Source organism: Sphingobacterium sp. IITKGP-BTPF85 (genome assembly GCF_001006065.1).
In the GTDB taxonomy this organism is placed as follows: domain Bacteria; phylum Bacteroidota; class Bacteroidia; order Sphingobacteriales; family Sphingobacteriaceae; genus Sphingobacterium; species Sphingobacterium anhuiense.
The window spans coordinates 24,580-39,420 of the sequence record NZ_ASZT02000023.1 but is presented as its reverse complement, the minus strand read 5'-3'; the positions used below and the strand labels follow the sequence as shown (position 1 = coordinate 39,420).

15 protein-coding genes and 3 pseudogenes are annotated in these 14,841 nt (G+C 34.4%); 7 read left to right on the top strand and 11 right to left on the bottom strand.

The genetic code is table 11. The features are described from left to right. Positions 1-350: 350 nt before the first annotated feature. The 4 genes and pseudogenes from L950_RS06850 to L950_RS06835 form a co-directional block, all read right to left on the bottom strand. Positions 351-905: a NifU family protein gene (locus tag L950_RS06850; protein WP_021192484.1), complete on the bottom strand. Its 555-nt coding sequence runs from the start codon at positions 903-905 to the stop codon at positions 351-353. A 74-nt stretch (positions 906-979) separates the two neighbouring features. Continuing rightward, positions 980-2,327, bottom strand: a pseudogene (purB, locus tag L950_RS06845) (adenylosuccinate lyase). A 125-nt stretch (positions 2,328-2,452) separates the two neighbouring features. Beyond that, a complete protein-coding gene (locus tag L950_RS06840) occupies positions 2,453-2,671 on the bottom strand; it encodes a hypothetical protein (protein WP_021192480.1) in 219 nt (72 codons plus the stop codon). 148 nt (positions 2,672-2,819) lie between these two features. Beyond that, positions 2,820-3,044, bottom strand: coding sequence for a hypothetical protein (locus tag L950_RS06835; protein ID WP_021192479.1), 225 nt, complete (start codon positions 3,042-3,044; stop codon positions 2,820-2,822). Positions 3,045-3,277: 233 nt separating this feature from the next. Here L950_RS06835 and L950_RS06830 point away from each other — a divergent pair, with 233 nt between their 5' ends. Then, positions 3,278-4,627 carry an acyl-CoA dehydrogenase family protein gene (locus L950_RS06830; RefSeq protein WP_021192478.1) on the top strand — a complete coding sequence of 450 codons (1,350 nt, stop codon included), beginning with the start codon at positions 3,278-3,280 and terminating at the stop codon, positions 4,625-4,627. A gap of 192 nt (positions 4,628-4,819) precedes the next feature. Here L950_RS06830 and L950_RS06825 read toward each other — a convergent pair whose 3' ends face one another. From L950_RS06825 to L950_RS06805, 7 genes and pseudogenes are all read right to left on the bottom strand, one after another. Then, positions 4,820-5,515: a ZIP family metal transporter gene (locus tag L950_RS06825; protein WP_021192477.1), complete on the bottom strand. Its 696-nt coding sequence runs from the start codon at positions 5,513-5,515 to the stop codon at positions 4,820-4,822. 588 nt (positions 5,516-6,103) lie between these two features. Continuing rightward, positions 6,104-6,783: pseudogene (locus L950_RS35115) on the bottom strand (cation:dicarboxylate symporter family transporter). A gap of 20 nt (positions 6,784-6,803) precedes the next feature. Continuing rightward, a complete protein-coding gene (locus tag L950_RS35110; RefSeq protein WP_021192474.1) occupies positions 6,804-7,295 on the bottom strand; it encodes a cation:dicarboxylate symporter family transporter in 492 nt (163 codons plus the stop codon). A gap of 642 nt (positions 7,296-7,937) precedes the next feature. Further along, on the bottom strand, positions 7,938-8,348 hold the full coding sequence (gene arr, locus L950_RS06815) for an NAD(+)--rifampin ADP-ribosyltransferase (RefSeq protein WP_021192473.1): 411 nt from the start codon (positions 8,346-8,348) through the stop codon (positions 7,938-7,940). Between the two features lie 177 nt (positions 8,349-8,525). Then, the gene (locus L950_RS06810; RefSeq protein ID WP_021192472.1) at positions 8,526-8,855 is read right to left on the bottom strand and encodes an aminoacyl-tRNA deacylase; all 330 of its coding nucleotides are present in this window, start codon (positions 8,853-8,855) and stop codon (positions 8,526-8,528) included. 14 nt (positions 8,856-8,869) lie between these two features. Further along, positions 8,870-9,010 carry a hypothetical protein gene (locus tag L950_RS32280; protein WP_021192471.1) on the bottom strand — a complete coding sequence of 47 codons (141 nt, stop codon included), beginning with the start codon at positions 9,008-9,010 and terminating at the stop codon, positions 8,870-8,872. Positions 9,011-9,707: 697 nt separating this feature from the next. Further along, positions 9,708-10,763, bottom strand: a complete 1,056-nt coding sequence (locus L950_RS06805) for an outer membrane beta-barrel protein (protein WP_021192470.1) — start codon at positions 10,761-10,763, stop codon at positions 9,708-9,710. A gap of 328 nt (positions 10,764-11,091) precedes the next feature. On the opposite strand from L950_RS06805, the pseudogene L950_RS06800 reads away from it, so the two are divergent. The 6 genes and pseudogenes from L950_RS06800 to L950_RS32265 all read left to right on the top strand — a co-directional run bounded on the left by L950_RS06800 (position 11,092) and on the right by L950_RS32265 (position 14,825). After that, positions 11,092-12,394, top strand: a pseudogene (locus L950_RS06800) (ammonium transporter). 312 nt (positions 12,395-12,706) lie between these two features. Then, entirely contained in the window at positions 12,707-12,931 is a 225-nt protein-coding gene (locus L950_RS06795; protein WP_021192469.1) for a hypothetical protein, read from the top strand. An 89-nt stretch (positions 12,932-13,020) separates the two neighbouring features. Beyond that, positions 13,021-13,683, top strand: coding sequence for a histidine kinase (locus L950_RS32275; protein WP_231576943.1), 663 nt, complete (start codon positions 13,021-13,023; stop codon positions 13,681-13,683). Continuing rightward, positions 13,680-14,096, top strand: coding sequence for a hypothetical protein (locus tag L950_RS32270; protein ID WP_021192467.1), 417 nt, complete (start codon positions 13,680-13,682; stop codon positions 14,094-14,096). The genes L950_RS32275 and L950_RS32270 overlap by 4 nt, the downstream gene beginning before the upstream one ends. Continuing rightward, positions 14,071-14,709 (top strand): LytR/AlgR family response regulator transcription factor, encoded by a 639-nt coding sequence (locus L950_RS06785; protein WP_231576942.1) that lies wholly within the window; start codon positions 14,071-14,073, stop codon positions 14,707-14,709. Before L950_RS32270 ends, L950_RS06785 begins: the two co-directional genes overlap by 26 nt. Beyond that, positions 14,649-14,825: a LytTR family DNA-binding domain-containing protein gene (locus L950_RS32265; RefSeq protein WP_316930560.1), complete on the top strand. Its 177-nt coding sequence runs from the start codon at positions 14,649-14,651 to the stop codon at positions 14,823-14,825. The genes L950_RS06785 and L950_RS32265 overlap by 61 nt, the downstream gene beginning before the upstream one ends. The last annotated feature ends 16 nt before the right edge of the window (positions 14,826-14,841 follow it).

Sequence of the window (14,841 nt, the reverse complement as noted above, 5' to 3'; positions counted from 1 at the left end):
ATTGATTTCACAATTAGCCGTAAAGTTAGTCATTTTTAATAGAGTAGGGGTTATAAATTGTAAATTTTAGGGACAAAATAACGATTCAAAATTGTCTTCTAGTTTATTCTATTTAGAAGATGTGTTTTTTCTTTAACTCATGAGTCATAAATAAAGAACTTATCCAAGTATGTATGTGTGTTATAATAGTTATCAGCTTGATTGTATGGTGGCTATGGTTTATTTTTTTATAAGCAAGAATTATATCGCATGCATATTTTATGGATATGAATATCATGTTTATAAATTAAGAATTCAAAAAAAAAGCCGTTCTATTATGAACGGCTTTTTACTTGATATAACTGTATCTTTTACATAGATTCAGCTACAACTTCTTCGACTTCAGGAACCATACGTTTTAGTAAGCCTTCGATACCAGATTTTAAGGTGATACTTGATGACGGACAGCCACTGCAAGATCCGCGTAACTCAACAGTTACAACGCCATCACTAAATGATTTATAAGCGATAGCACCACCATCTTGTTCAACGGCAGGACGTACATAGTCATGTAATACCTGTTGAATTTTAATTTCAATATCAGAACCTTCAAAAGCTACATCTTCGGTATGTTCAATAGGTTTTACTGCAAGTTCAGACTCTACTGCACCTTTTATAAAGTCTTTTAATAATGCTTCAATATCAGTCCACTCAGCATCTTCACTCTTGGTTACTGTAACAAAGTTGCTTGCGAAAAATACACCGTTTACAAAATTAAATTTGAATAATTCTTTTGCAAAAGCTGATTCTTGTGCTTTATCCTTATCCGCATAATCCAAGCTGCCGTTGATCAATAACTTATTGACCAAAAATTTCATCGTCGATGGATTCGGAGTGGATTCAGTATATACGTTAATTGTTGCCATATTAATCTTTGTCTATTTCGAATGACAAATATAAGTTAAAAATCAGGTGATGTTAGTCATTAAAGCGTAAAAGCTTATAGACTTACACCTGTGTAACTAGAAGGGCTTATTGATTTTAGTTCAGCCTTAACTTTATCTGTAACATTTAAATTGTCCACAAATTCAGCAATTGTTTCTTCCGTTACATGCGTGTTTGTACGTGTTAAATCTTTTAGAGCTTCGTATGGTTTAGGGTAGCCCTCTCTTCTTAATACTGTTTGAATTGCCTCTGCAACAACTGCCCAGTTATTATTTAGATCTGCTTGCAATGCCTGCTCATTTAATATCAATTTTCGTAAACCTCTTAAGTAGATTTGATTGCAATTAGTGTATGCGCAAAAGGAACGCCGATATTACGCAATACTGTTGAATCTGTTAAATCCCTCTGTAAACGAGAAATAGGTAATTTTGCTGCTAAGTGTTCAAATAATGCATTTGCAATTCCTAAATTTCCTTCTGCATTTTCAAAATCAATCGGATTTACTTTATGTGGCATTGCTGAGGATCCTATTTGACCAGCAGTAATTTTTTGTTTGAAATATTCCATTGACACATAAGTCCAGATGTCGCGGCACAAATCAATTAATATCGTGTTAATGCGTTTGAAAGCATCACAGCTTGCTGCAAAATTGTCGTAATGTTCAATTTGGGTGGTTGTTTGTGAACGACTTAGGCCCAGAGATTCATTAACAAATTTATTTCCAAAGGCTACCCAGTCTGTCTGTGGGTATGCAACATGATGTGCATTGAAATTACCAGTAGCTCCACCAAATTTTGCGGAGTAAGGCACCGCTTTTAATTGATCAAATTGGCGTTGGATACGTTCCACGAAAACTTTGATTTCTTTTCCTAAACGTGTTGGGGACGCGGGTTGTCCGTGTGTACGTGCTAACATGGATACATTGGACCAATCACTAGATAATGTTGTTAATTCTTGGATCAACTCTTCTATCGCTGGTGTATAGACAGCTGCGATCGCATCTTTCCATGAGTATGGAATAGCCGTGTTGTTTATATCTTGAGAGGTTAAGCCAAAATGAATAAATTCTAAAGAGTCATGTAGGCCAAGTTTTTCAAATTGATCCTTTAAAAAGTATTCAACTGCTTTGACATCATGGTTCGTTACTTTTTCAGTATTCTTTATCCAAATAGCGTCTTCTTCAGTAAGTTTCTATATAGATCACGTAATTTTTCATTCAACGAGCCGTCAAAATGACTTAATTGTTCAATTCCTGATTGAGAAAGAGCGATGAAATATTCAACTTCTACTAAAACCCGATATTTAATTAAGGCAAATTCTGAAAAATAAGCGCCTAATTCTTGCGTTGCGTTATGATAGCGACCGTCTACTGGAGATACGGCGGTAAGTGATGATAAGGCCATAATACATTTTTGTTTGTGCAAAGGTAAAAAAATGAGAGGAGCTTATCAATTTAAATGCGAGGTATATAACAAAAAAAGCCCCAACATGTGGGGCTTTTAATATTTTTAAAATCAGTTCCCTGAAATTAGTGAGCAGCTTTTGCTGAATCAATAGCAACTTTAGCTGAATCAACTACAGTTTTAGCTGAATCAATAGCTGTGTTAGCTGAATCGATAACTGTGTTAGCTGAATCGATAGCAGTTGAATCAGAAGCAGTTTCTGATTTGTTTGCAGTACCATTACAAGAAGCGAAAGCTACAGTTAAAGCTAATCCTAAGAAAGCGAATTTGAATGAATTTTTCATTTTGATTTTATTAAATTTTATTAAAATTTCTTTATTTAAAGGTTTATACCTTAAAATTGAAAAGGTAACCCGTTTATTTTATCTTTTTTTTAAAAGAAAGCTTACATCGTTAAAATGCAAGCTTTTATGTCTTCGGACAGTACTAAAATTATTTTTTAGTAACAGCAGAATCAACTTTCGCAGCAGCAGAATCAACTTTTGCAGCAGCAGAGTCAACTTTGTTAGCTGCAGAATCTAAAACAGTAGCTGCAGAATCAACTAAAGCAGCAGCTGAGTCAGCAGTAGCATTAGTTTTAGTTTCAGCACCACCACAAGAAGCGAAAGCTACAGTTAAAGCTAATCCTAAGAAAGCGAATTTGAATGAATTTTTCATTTTGATTTTTCTAAATTAATGGAAACAAAATTGTTATTTAAACATTAATACTTAGAAAGTTAAAAGGTAACCTGAAAAAAATATTATTTTTTTAAAATTATGTAATGACTTGTAAATCAGTTTTTTATTTTTAATTATTATTTGGTCTTTTTCGATGTTATAGAACATTCTGTTTTAAATAGTGTATATTGAAAAGACAAATTGTAGACAACTGTTACTAAAAGAATGATGCTATGTTTGATAAAATGAAAAATATACTAGATCTGCTAAAAGCTGTTGATTTAGAACAATTGCAAAAGATTTCTCAAAAAATTGACTTGGGTCAGGTATTGAATGCTGTTTCGAAAATGGATGATAATCAATTGAAGGGTGCTATGAAATTACTGACGGCAACAAGCAAGAAAAAGGAGTTGCCTCCGATCAATGGAGATTTTTATCATATTGAAGAAAAATTATCGACCGCTGATAAGATTACGCAATTGAAAGTTCGTGATTTTATGGAGAAGGAGATCAGTCCTATTGTTAATAACTATTGGTTACGGGATGAGTTTCCTTTTGAAATTATTGAAAAGTTTGCAGCTTTAAATATATGCGGATATACTTATGATGGATATGGCTGTGCTGGAGGAAGTTCTTTGATGGAGGGCGTTATTGCAGCAGAGATTGCCCGGGTCGATGCGTCAATTGCGACATTTTTTGGGGTACAGAGTGGATTGGCAATGGGGTCAATATATATATGTGGATCTGATGAGCAAAAGCAGGAGTGGTTGCCACGTATGCAGCAGATGAAGGTGATCGGAGCTTTTGGACTGACCGAACCTGAAGTAGGATCCGGAGCTGCGGGGGGATTGACTTGTACTTGTAAAAAAACTGAATCTGGCTGGGTTTTGAATGGTCAAAAGAAATGGATAGGAAATAGTACTTTTTCAGATATTACGATAATTTGGGCTAGAGATCTGGATGATGGACAAGTGAAGGGCTTTATCGTGCGAAGGGAAAATCCAGGTTTTGCTGTCGAAAAAATAAAAGGAAAGATGGCTTTGCGAATCGTTCAGAATGGTTTGATTACATTGACGGATTGTGTCGTTCCTGAATCGGACCGATTGCAGCATGCTAATAGTTTCAAAGATACTGCTAAAGTGTTGCAGATGACACGTGCTGGAGTTGCCTGGATGGCGGTAGGTTGTGCACGAGGAGCTTATGAAAATGCGCTTGATTATACCCGAAAGCGAGAGCAATTTGGAAAACCTATTGCATCTTTTCAGTTGATTCAAAATCATTTGGTTGAAATGCTATCTAATTTAACGGCTATGCAGACGTTGGTTTATCGTTTATCTGAAATGCAGGATAACGGCGACTTAAAAGATGAGCACGCATCACTTGCAAAAGTTTTTTGCTCATTAAGAACACGTGATATTGTATCTAAAGCTAGAGAGGTGATGGGGGGGAATGGAATTTTACTTGAATATAATGTTGCTCGATTTTTAGCAGATGCGGAAGCTATCTACTCATATGAGGGGACTAAAGAAATTAATTCATTGATTGTAGGACGTAGCATTACAGGTTTTAGTGCTTTTGTATAATAATTGAGAGTCATGTTTAACTGTGAATTCTTTTACCGTAGATTTTATTCAAAATTCGATTATTTAATTATAACCTATGATCTTTAGCTTAGCTGTGGGTTATTTTATCCTATTTTCATTGAGATTTCCGGTGCTACAATAAAAAAGGATCAAAATTAATTATTTTGATCCTTTTTTATGCTTAACTGAATTTTATCCTAGGGCCACATCTAAAGTCATCATTAAAATGAAACCTCCTATAAATCCGATTGTTGCGATGTCTGAATTTTTATTTTGTTGCGCTTCAGGTATAACTTCTTCTACGACTACAAAGATCATGGCTCCGGCCGCAAATGCTAGTGCATAAGGAAGTATGGGTGTAAAAGTAACTACTGCCATTGCTCCCAAAACACCGGCAATTGGTTCTACAATTGCGGATGCTTGTCCGTAGAAAAAACTTTTTCGTCTGCTCATGCCCATTCTTCTTAGTGGCATTGCGACTGCAATACCTTCAGGAAAATTTTGTAAACCTATTCCAATCGCCAAGATAACAGCCCCGGCAATTGTCGCCTCTGGAATCCCTGCAGCAACACTCCCGAAAAGAACACCTACCGCAAGTCCTTCAGGGATATTATGAAGTGTAATGGCTAAAATCATTAAAGTTGTTTTTTGCCATGGGGTCTTTACTCCTTCCACTTTTTTAAAATTGATATGTAGATGAGGTAAAACTTTGTCTATACTAAATAGGAATGCCGCGCCAATTAAAAATCCGACCACAGCTGGGACGACTTGTGCAAAACCAGTGCCTTCGCTCATGTCGATGGCGGGTATGAGGAGACTCCAGACACTTGCGGCTACCATTACCCCGCCCGTGAATCCCAACATGCCGTCCATGACATTTTTATTCATTTTTTAAATAGGAATACAAATGAAGCGCCCAAAGCAGTGACTAGCCATGTAAATAATGTTGCATACAGAGCGGCTAAAATAGGTCGATGCTTTCTAGGTACGTAATAACTGATTCAATCATAGTTTTGATATTATTTCATTATTTATTCATCTTTGAAATGTGCTCATATTTTTGCGATATCCACACTTAATATTTCAGGATTGGATGGATCATCTACCATTAATGGGGCTGTGTGTTTTAAAATATGATTCGTTAGAAGTTAAGCAAGTCTAATCTTAGATGGTATGCAACAAAAGTAATAAGTTAGATTGAACTAACAAATATATTTCTAACATTTTTGTTAGTATATGCTAATAATTTTTAGTTTATCTGTTTCTGTTTGAATAGCCGTCTGTTATCTTTAGTGCTGATCTGTATTTAAGAATTGAGTTGGAAGTAGTCAGCTCTGTGCGATAACTTGGTTTTATGCTTTATTATTTACAAGATGGGCTGAAAAATTTAACCAGCCCACTTGTACAACTTTCTATTAAGGGGTAAAGAATAGGTGGAAATTCTCATTCTAAATTGTTTATCACGATTAATTCTCCTTAAGCATTAGCTTTTTCTTCTTTATTCTTTTCTTGTTTTTTAAAAATAGCATTTAATAGAATTGCTATAGCACCATCACCTGTTACATTACATGCTGTTCCGAAGCTATCCATTGCGATGTATAAAGCAATCATTAAAGCTTGATTCTCGACATTGAAACCGAGCATACTACCGATTATACCTATTGCTGCCATAATTGCTCCACCCGGTACTCCTGGTGCTGCGATCATTGTTACCCCTAACATGCAGATAAATCCCATCATTGTACAAAGTCTATTGGTATACCTTGCATCATCATAAGTGCAAGTACACATGCAACGATTTTCAGCGTACTTCCTGCAAGATGTATTGTTGCACATAGTGGGATGCTGAAATTAGCGATGTCTTCATCAACACCGAGTTTTTTGGCTTGCTTTAGTGTTACGGGGATCGTTGCTGCAGAGGACTGTGTTCCTAAGGCTGTAAAATAAGCAGGTAACATACCCATTAATAATTTGAATGGATTTTTTTTAGAGGCTATCCCTGCGATGATAAATTGAATTACAAGCAAAAGGATATGGATGACAAAGATAATCCCGATAATTTTTATGAAGACATGGAGTATTGTGAATACCTTACCTGTGTATGTCATATCGTAGAAGATTCCTAGGATGAAAAACGGTAATAAGGGGATAATCATTTTTTCGATGATAAAACTGATTACTTTTCAAAATCGATAAATACCTTTTCTAATGTCGAATTTTCTAATTTTGACAAGCCAATACCGATACAGAATGCAAGCACTAAGGCGGACATGACGTCGAATAGGGGTGGGAACTCAATTTTGAAATAGGGACTCAGTGTTCTGGTGGTTTCGGTAATTAGATCTGTATTGATCTGGTTTTGAAGTAAAGCCGGGAATATACTCATGCTGATCGTGTACGAAAAAAGTCCAGCAAATAAGGTTGAAGCGTAGGCGATCAATACAGTTGTCAATAATAATTTTCCTGCAGTCTTTCCTAGTTGAGCAATTGATGGAATGATTAATCCAACGATAATTAGGGGAATCAAAAATTTTAAGAATTGATCAAAAAGAAAATTATATGTGGTTAAAATTCTTCCTAATGACTCAGGGAGATATAGGCCGAGTAGAATACCTGATATGATAGCGACGATTACTTTAAAGAGGAGATTCTCAGTAATTTTTTTCATTGGATTTGTTTTAGTATATGATGTGTTATCCTTAGGATAATACGTTTATTTCATTTATAAAATAATTTATCATCTCCATTCTTTAAAAAAGAAGTCAATAGATGATCCATTTTGTTCTTTGCATTGAAGAAAAGTATATATTTAATTATCTGGAATGATTCATATTCTTGACATCTGTATGGAGTTTAATCTGTTGAGAAAAAAAAATGTCATCAGTAAAGATGATTTTGATACATTGTTGCTCCTTGAGTCTGTTCTAAAAATGTCGACCCGATAAAAAAAATATATTACGAAAATAGGAATTAATAACTGATTTATTTTGAAGAGTCCTCGTGTTTAGGTATTTGTATGGTACGGTCTCCAGTTGCTTTGTTTGGGGTATTGTTTTGTGGTGTAGCTTGTTAATGCCTTTTTAATGGTGTTGTTTGTTGTTAAATTAAAATGGATTACTTATCATATTTTATTGCTCAGGGACTGTTTTTTATAATGTAATATTTCGGTAATGTGAATTTAGGTTTTTAATGGAAATCAACATTGTGTGTCATAGTGTGATTTTTTGAAAACAAAGCTGTGATCAAAATAATGGACTGTGATGTTGTGCTAATTGATGTTTGTAATGAGGTTGGATTTCTCATTCTTTGATTAGTCTTCAATTGCTTCAATGCCCTCTTGTTCGAGTTTTTTGAGATGTGATTTCATTGCTACTACTTGCTCTAAGGAGTGACCTTGCCGATCTTTTATTTCTCCGACAACACGTAAAAAATATGCTGTTCGGTAGGATTTTGTCGGATTGCCGGGGAATTTTTTATTTGTGAGATTAGGATCATCTTCGATAGGGCCAGACGGATCTACTAAATAAATCCTTTCAGGGGTATCTCCCTGTGCTAATTCAGCTCCCCATATTGCGGCATCTAAAGTTGCAGTTAAATATACATATTTAGCATGTTTTCGTTTGCCATAATTAGAAGGATGGCCTGGCTCAATCAGGTCTCCTAGTTTAAGATCAGTTTTAGTGCCATGATAAAACTGGTCTAAGGGTTTATTCTTGCCCATGATTTACTGATAGTTATCCAAACTATTTATGTTTATACAAGATCGTGTTTTTTTGTGTATATCAATTGCTTTTCATTAAAAAATATCTAATTATAGCCAGATATTGAGTTCTTTTTTTGTCTATTCTATTTGTTGTGATGCTTTTTAATGTTGAGGATTAAAGATGCTTATGCTTCTTTATGCGCCAATGATAATATCGGCAAAGATTGCGTTTGTAGCTTTGATAAGGTCCTGAGGATTTATTTCAATCTGAAGTCCTTTTTTACCAGCGCTAATGACAATTTTATTTTCCAAGGAAGCGAGTTCTTCTATGTATGTTGGAAATATTTTTTTCATTCCTATAGGAGAGCATCCCCCTCGAATATATCCGGTTATGTGCTGCAAATCTTTCATAGGAAGCATTTCACATTTTTTATTACCTGATATAATTGCTAGCTTTTTCAAATCTACCTGTGCATTTCCTGGTATGACAGCAACAATGTAAGGATCTTTTTGTCCGGTGAGCACGAGGGTTTTGTAGATTATTTCTTCGCGATTCCCAACGCCTCAGCAACATCGGTAGCGCTTTGGTGTTCACCCACTACTTCGTAAGTTCTTAAATTATAAGTAAACTTTAAGTTGTCCAGGATGCGGGCAGCATTAGTTTTTGTTATTTCTTTCATAAATCTGTATTCTTAATAATCTCTTCAGTGCGCTGATGAATGATTTGGTGTAGATGAATGTAATGATGATTTTATTAAAAAGCAATATGAAATTCTATGATGTTTAATTAAATATGTTACTTCAGGATTTTGTTCTATATGAAGTGTGTTTCTAATAATTGCAAGAACGATGTTCTTACCTATAGGACAACCTATAGGGCTGGTAAGGGTTTTAATGTGTCTGTCCTGTGTATAGAAGGTGCATAGAAAGGTTGTTTGTTGTGTGTGCTAAGGGTCGGCCTATAATTCAGATTGTGTGTTTCTAGTCTCGTTCTTGTTTTGTTCTTGTGCGAAGCTAGGTTATTTCTTGTATGCTTGTAGGGTGATTGTATAGTCATTGTTGTGTGTTTGCAGGCTTTGCTAGGTTTATCATTGTGTGATGCTGGGCTCGGATGGGATTTCATAAGAAGAATTAATGTCTTTGCTTGTTTTATTATTTATGGCTATTTTCTATATACTAATTGTAAATAATATATATTAGTTTCGTCGAGATGGTGATACTTCAATATTAACAAATGGAATTATTCATTTTTATTGAATAATTCCTTTTGTTAGTATTGCAGATAGTTTCCTTATGCTGTGATCCGATTTCTTTTATAAAGAACAGTATCTGTTATTTATAATCGATTTTATTGAATTTTAATTTAGTTGTTATTTTTTAAAAGGCATATACTAAGGCAAGTGAAAATTGTCCGGCATTTTTTGTTGGAGATAGATCTTGTTTTACAAACATCTGTGCTTCACTGTTATCAAATCTAACTTCAGGGATAAAAGTAAAGCCATGATGTTTGAAGTTTGCTGTTAACGTAGTGGAAAAGATTTCATTACTGGTAACTTCAGCTACGGGCATGTTTTTAGTTTTATAATATTCACCACGGATTCCTATACCAATATTTTCATTTATATTCACTTTTGGGTATAATGCTACTCCCGAATAGCCACCTTCTCCTTTTCTGCTGTAGTCGGTCGCATTTGCACCTAATGAAAATAATGGAGAGAATGAATAATTTCCTACAAAATCGATCAAAGTTCCTGAGCTATAATTGCTGGCGCCGCCTTGTGAAGATCCTGTCAGAAAATTAAGGAAAAAGCTCGATTTGTCATTTGGTGCAACTGATAATTGTGATCCAAAGTGTGATACACCGTTTAAATCTTGGTAGACATTCCAATCATTAAAGATTCCGACCATAAGCCCTACTTTTTCAGAAAAAGCATATTGTGCTTTTAGTCCTGCATCCTGGAAAGGTCCTGCGCCAAAAAGATATGAGGTTGAGTAGTGGAAATTGAATGATGGACAGATGACTTCATAGCCTACAAAAGTCCCCATAAAACCGGCTGTTAAACTTAATTTTTCTGTCAGTGCATAGGAAATGTAGAGGTTTTGAATGTGGAAGCTATTTTTGTCGTCCCCATTTTGACCGTCTCCATTAATTATGGAGCGGTACTGTCCTCTCGGCCCAAATGATAATTCACCTACAAAAGATGCTTTTCCAGTTTTTTTCTTCAGAGCAAGATCAACCATTCCAATGGATACTGAATTATTGTCTTCAGTAAAATAGGTGTTTATATTCGGTTGTTTTTGGAAATCATATTTCCAATATGTATCCACTGATCCGGATATTTCTAGATCTAATAAATCATATTTTTTTGTTTGTGCATATATTTTGCTGCTTACTATTATTAAAATTAGTGTTGTTAAGATGATTTTTTTCATTTTTTCATGTTTTTAAATGTTTGTTTTTATTTTTTAGCATTCAAAAGCACTTAAACATCTAGTTTTTTTTAAGATTTGATGTAAATATTATTGTTTTTACTCTTGTTTTGTTGTTTTATTAGCATTTAATCTAGTTGTTTTTGTGTTTTTAGGTTGATTTATTTAGGATCCTGATGTAAATATATGATTTTATTTAATATTTTATTGATTTTTTAATTAATTGAACTTATATTTGATCGAAATCAAATTTATAATAGTTATTTTTGATTGTTTTTCACTGATAAACACATTTTGTTATGAAATTATTAAACTTAAATCTGGAAATATTATGAAAAAATTCATTCCGCTTATTATTTTGGTTTGTTTAGCGATTATTGGCTTAGTTACACCCTCATTAGAAGTCAGTAATGTTGCAGGTGTGGAGATCGACACCGGAGATACGGCTTGGTTACTCGCTTCCTCGGCTTTGGTTTTGATTATGACTCCAGGTTTGGCATTCTTTTATGGTGGAATGGTGAGCAAGAAGAATGTTATCTCCACGATGATGCAAAGTTTCATCTGTATGTGTATTATTTCTGTCCTTTGGGTTATTTTCGGTTTTAGCTTAGCTTTTGGCGATGATATTGGGGGTATTATTGGAGATCCTCGCACGTTCTATATGATGAAGGGGATGTTGGGGAATGTGAGTTGGTCAGCTCTACCTACTATTCCACTGGTATTATTTGCTATGTTTCAGCTTAAATTTGCAATTATTACTCCTGCTCTTATAACAGGAGCTTTTGCAGAGCGTGTTCGCTTTAATTCATTTATGGTATTTATTATCTTGTTCAGTATTTTTATCTATATGCCACTGGCTCATGCCACTTGGCATCCTGAAGGTATCTTGGCCAAATTCGGTGTTTTAGATTTTGCAGGTGGTACAGTTGTTCATATGTCGGCAGGATGGGCTGCTTTGGCATCAGCTATCTATCTAAAAGGCCGTAAAAGCTACGCATTCTCCAGCTCGGATTAGTTACGTGATTTTAGGAACTGCTCTTTTATGGTTCGGATGGTTTGGATTTAATGCAGGTTCTGCAGGTGGGGCTAATAGTCTTGCCGCTTATGCTTTTGCAACCACAACTACTGCGTCAGCTGTAGCTTCAATTGCCTGGATATTTGTTGACCTGATCCGAGGTAAAAAACCATCTGCTATGGGAGCTTGTATCGGAGCTGTTGTTGGACTAGTTGCTATAACACCGGCAGCAGGATTTGTGACGATCTCACATTCGATCGTTATAGGGCTTGTAGCGGCTTTAGTTAGTAATTTAGTTGTATTCTTACGTAGTAAAACCAGTATTGACGATACGTTAGATGTATTTCCTTGTCACGGTGTAGGCGGTATGGTCGGTATGGTGCTTACTGGGGTTTTTGCAAATAGTAGTGTCAACAGTGTTGTTACGACGAATGGTTTATATTTTGGTGAGACAGGTCTATTTGTAGCACATATTGTTGCGTTGATTGCAGTTTCTGTTTTTGCATTCTTTGGATCTTTCCTTTTGATCAAATTAACGGATTTAATTACACCACTTCGTGTTCATGAGGTCGAGGAAGAGCTTGGTTTAGATATTACCCAACACGACGAGGAATTGTAGAATTGATATTTATACTACCAATATTAACCCTTGATAAGGTGTGGCTTTTGCCGCACCTTACTTGTTTTATGGTACTTTTTGCACTAGTTTTTATAAATATATAATTTGTAAAATCCAGTTTATTAGGGTACTTGTCCTCAACTTCTTTTATTGGTTATTTTGCTATTATTATCTCGATCTTCACGCTTTTTTGTACTTTGAATAAAGAGATTATTCTTTTATTCGGTTCAGTATGCATTTAGTCATATTCAGTTACAAAATATGATGGTTGGGACTGAATATCTTGTTTATAGTATTTCATAAAAACGATCTTTGTTAAAAGAAGAAAGAAATGGGCATCTTTGTAAGGACAAAGAGTTTTTTAAACTATGTGGTTTTTATTTTTTTATTCTTGAAGAAACTATTAATGAGTTTGATACCCGGATAGATAAAAAAAATCTATTTGATTACTATTTGTCATATTGCAAATTTATATCTGATAGAAAAAAGCTTGTTGAACTATATAAAGATGGCCAGAATCGTGATGGCAAATATTGAATTAGATTTTATTTAAAGATGGAAAAATCAAATATATTTCTGATAAAACAAAGCGATTATTACCGACTCGTTTTAAACGAATGTTCTTGGTGATTTTTGCATTTGTTTTGCATTATTTGGTTTCATATATCTTAGATCCTTATTCTGAATTTTGGCAAGATTATTTTGGAAGGAGCTTTTCTGAACTTTTAACGGAATGGGGGATATCATTTTTATTTTGCTTTTTAATTTCTGAAGCAAGTATACTTATACATAGGAGGTTAAATCTGCGGGTTCCTTGGCCACAAAATAAGTCTAAAAGACTTTTTCTTGAGATTACGCTCAATTTTTCGGCGGTTATGATTCTTATTTTGATGAATATGGTCTGTTTCGCGATTTTAGATCCTCAATCTGCGAAGGTAGAATCCGTTCCATCTATTGAAGAAATAAAAGGTATGTTACAGTGGATTGTGGTTAGTTTGGTCATTTCTTTTATGATTATTTCTATCAATACCATGAGTTATCTGATTAATAATTGGATTGAAACAGCTACGGAAATGTCCGAACATAAGATAAAGGCAGCAGAATTGAGGCAAGCATCAGTAGAAGCAGAGCTAAATGCATTGAAGATGCAATTGGATCCTCATTTTATTTTTAATAATTTGAGTGTACTTTCTGAGTTAATTCTTGAAGATCAGCAGCTTGGTTTTGAGTATTCTGAAAATTTTGCCAAGGTCTATCGTTTTTTATTGGTCAATAGTAAAAAAATATGATCACGCTTGATGAGGAGATTAAATTTTTAAATGCTTATATATTTTTAATTGAGCACCGTGTTGGTAGCGGTGTTAATTTTACAATTAACATTAATGACCATAGTCGTGGTATGTATATCCCATCACTAACTTTGCAGTTGCTTATTGAAAATGCAATTAAACATAATACCACAAGAAAGAAGCGACCTTTAATGATTACTATTTCCAATGATGAAGTAGGTCGAGTTGTGATTGAAAATACGTTATCACCCATGGACAATCCTGAGATTGTATCGACGGGTATTGGGCTTAATAATATAATCAGTCGTTTTCAGCTCTTAGGAGAGAAGGTGCCTGAAGTTATAAAGGATCAGCATATTTTTAGGGTATGTATTCAATTAGTAGCATATGATAGAGAAAATAGTAATAGTTGAAGATGAAAAATTAAATGCCGATCGTCTTAAACGTTTAATTGGGGATATTTATCCAAATGCTCAGATCGTAGCTGTTTTGGATAGTGTTACTGATACGGTAGACTGGTTTCGAAATCAAGAAATTCCAGATGTAGTTTTAATGGATATCCGACTTTCTGATGGAATCAGTTTTGATATTTTTGAAAAAGTGACGATCGATTGTCCTATTATTTTCACTACGGCGTATGATGAATATGCTGTACAGGCATTTAAATATAATAGTGTCGACTATATCTTGAAACCTGTTGAAAAAGAGGAATTATCAACTGCATTGCGAAAGGTTGAGGGTTTAGGATCAATGATGAATAACCAAATATCTATTGATAAATTACTTCATTATGTAAAACCTAAAGATTATCGGTCCCGCTTCTTAGTTCCTTTTCGTGATGGTTATCAAACTATATTAGTTAATGAAGTGAATTGTATTTATGTCGATTTGAAATTGACAAAAGCACGCCTTAAGAGTGGAAAAGATGTTGTTCTTAATCAAAGTATGGATGATCTAGAGAAGCAATTAGATCCAAGAATTTTTTTAGGGCAAATCGTCAGTTCATTATTCAGATTGATGCTGTAAGTCAATTGGTTCATTATTTCAATCGTAAATTGAAAGTTGTTCTTTTTAATTCTGAATTTGATATTATTGTCAGTAGAGAAAAATCGGTTTTATTAAAAGAATGGTTAGATTCTTGATTTTTTAGGCATGTTT

Bases quoted from the DNA above. Each gene is read 5' to 3' on its own strand.
- L950_RS06850 (WP_021192484.1), bottom strand. From the start codon at position 905: ATGGCAACAATTAACGTATATACTGAATCCACTCCGAATCCATCGACG.
- arr (WP_021192473.1), bottom strand. From the start codon at position 8,348: ATGGGCAAGAATAAACCCTTAGACCAGTTTTATCATGGCACTAAAACT.
- L950_RS35110 (WP_021192474.1), bottom strand. From the start codon at position 7,295: ATGAAAAAAATTACTGAGAATCTCCTCTTTAAAGTAATCGTCGCTATC.
- L950_RS32280 (WP_021192471.1), bottom strand. From the start codon at position 9,010: ATGAAAGAAATAACAAAAACTAATGCTGCCCGCATCCTGGACAACTTA.
- L950_RS06805 (WP_021192470.1), bottom strand. From the start codon at position 10,763: ATGAAAAAAATCATCTTAACAACACTAATTTTAATAATAGTAAGCAGC.
- L950_RS06785 (WP_231576942.1), top strand. From the start codon at position 14,071: ATGATAGAGAAAATAGTAATAGTTGAAGATGAAAAATTAAATGCCGAT.
- L950_RS06840 (WP_021192480.1), bottom strand. From the start codon at position 2,671: ATGAAAAATTCATTCAAATTCGCTTTCTTAGGATTAGCTTTAACTGTA.
- L950_RS06830 (WP_021192478.1), top strand. From the start codon at position 3,278: ATGTTTGATAAAATGAAAAATATACTAGATCTGCTAAAAGCTGTTGAT.
- L950_RS06825 (WP_021192477.1), bottom strand. From the start codon at position 5,515: ATGAATAAAAATGTCATGGACGGCATGTTGGGATTCACGGGCGGGGTA.
- L950_RS32270 (WP_021192467.1), top strand. From the start codon at position 13,680: ATGATCACGCTTGATGAGGAGATTAAATTTTTAAATGCTTATATATTT.
- L950_RS06835 (WP_021192479.1), bottom strand. From the start codon at position 3,044: ATGAAAAATTCATTCAAATTCGCTTTCTTAGGATTAGCTTTAACTGTA.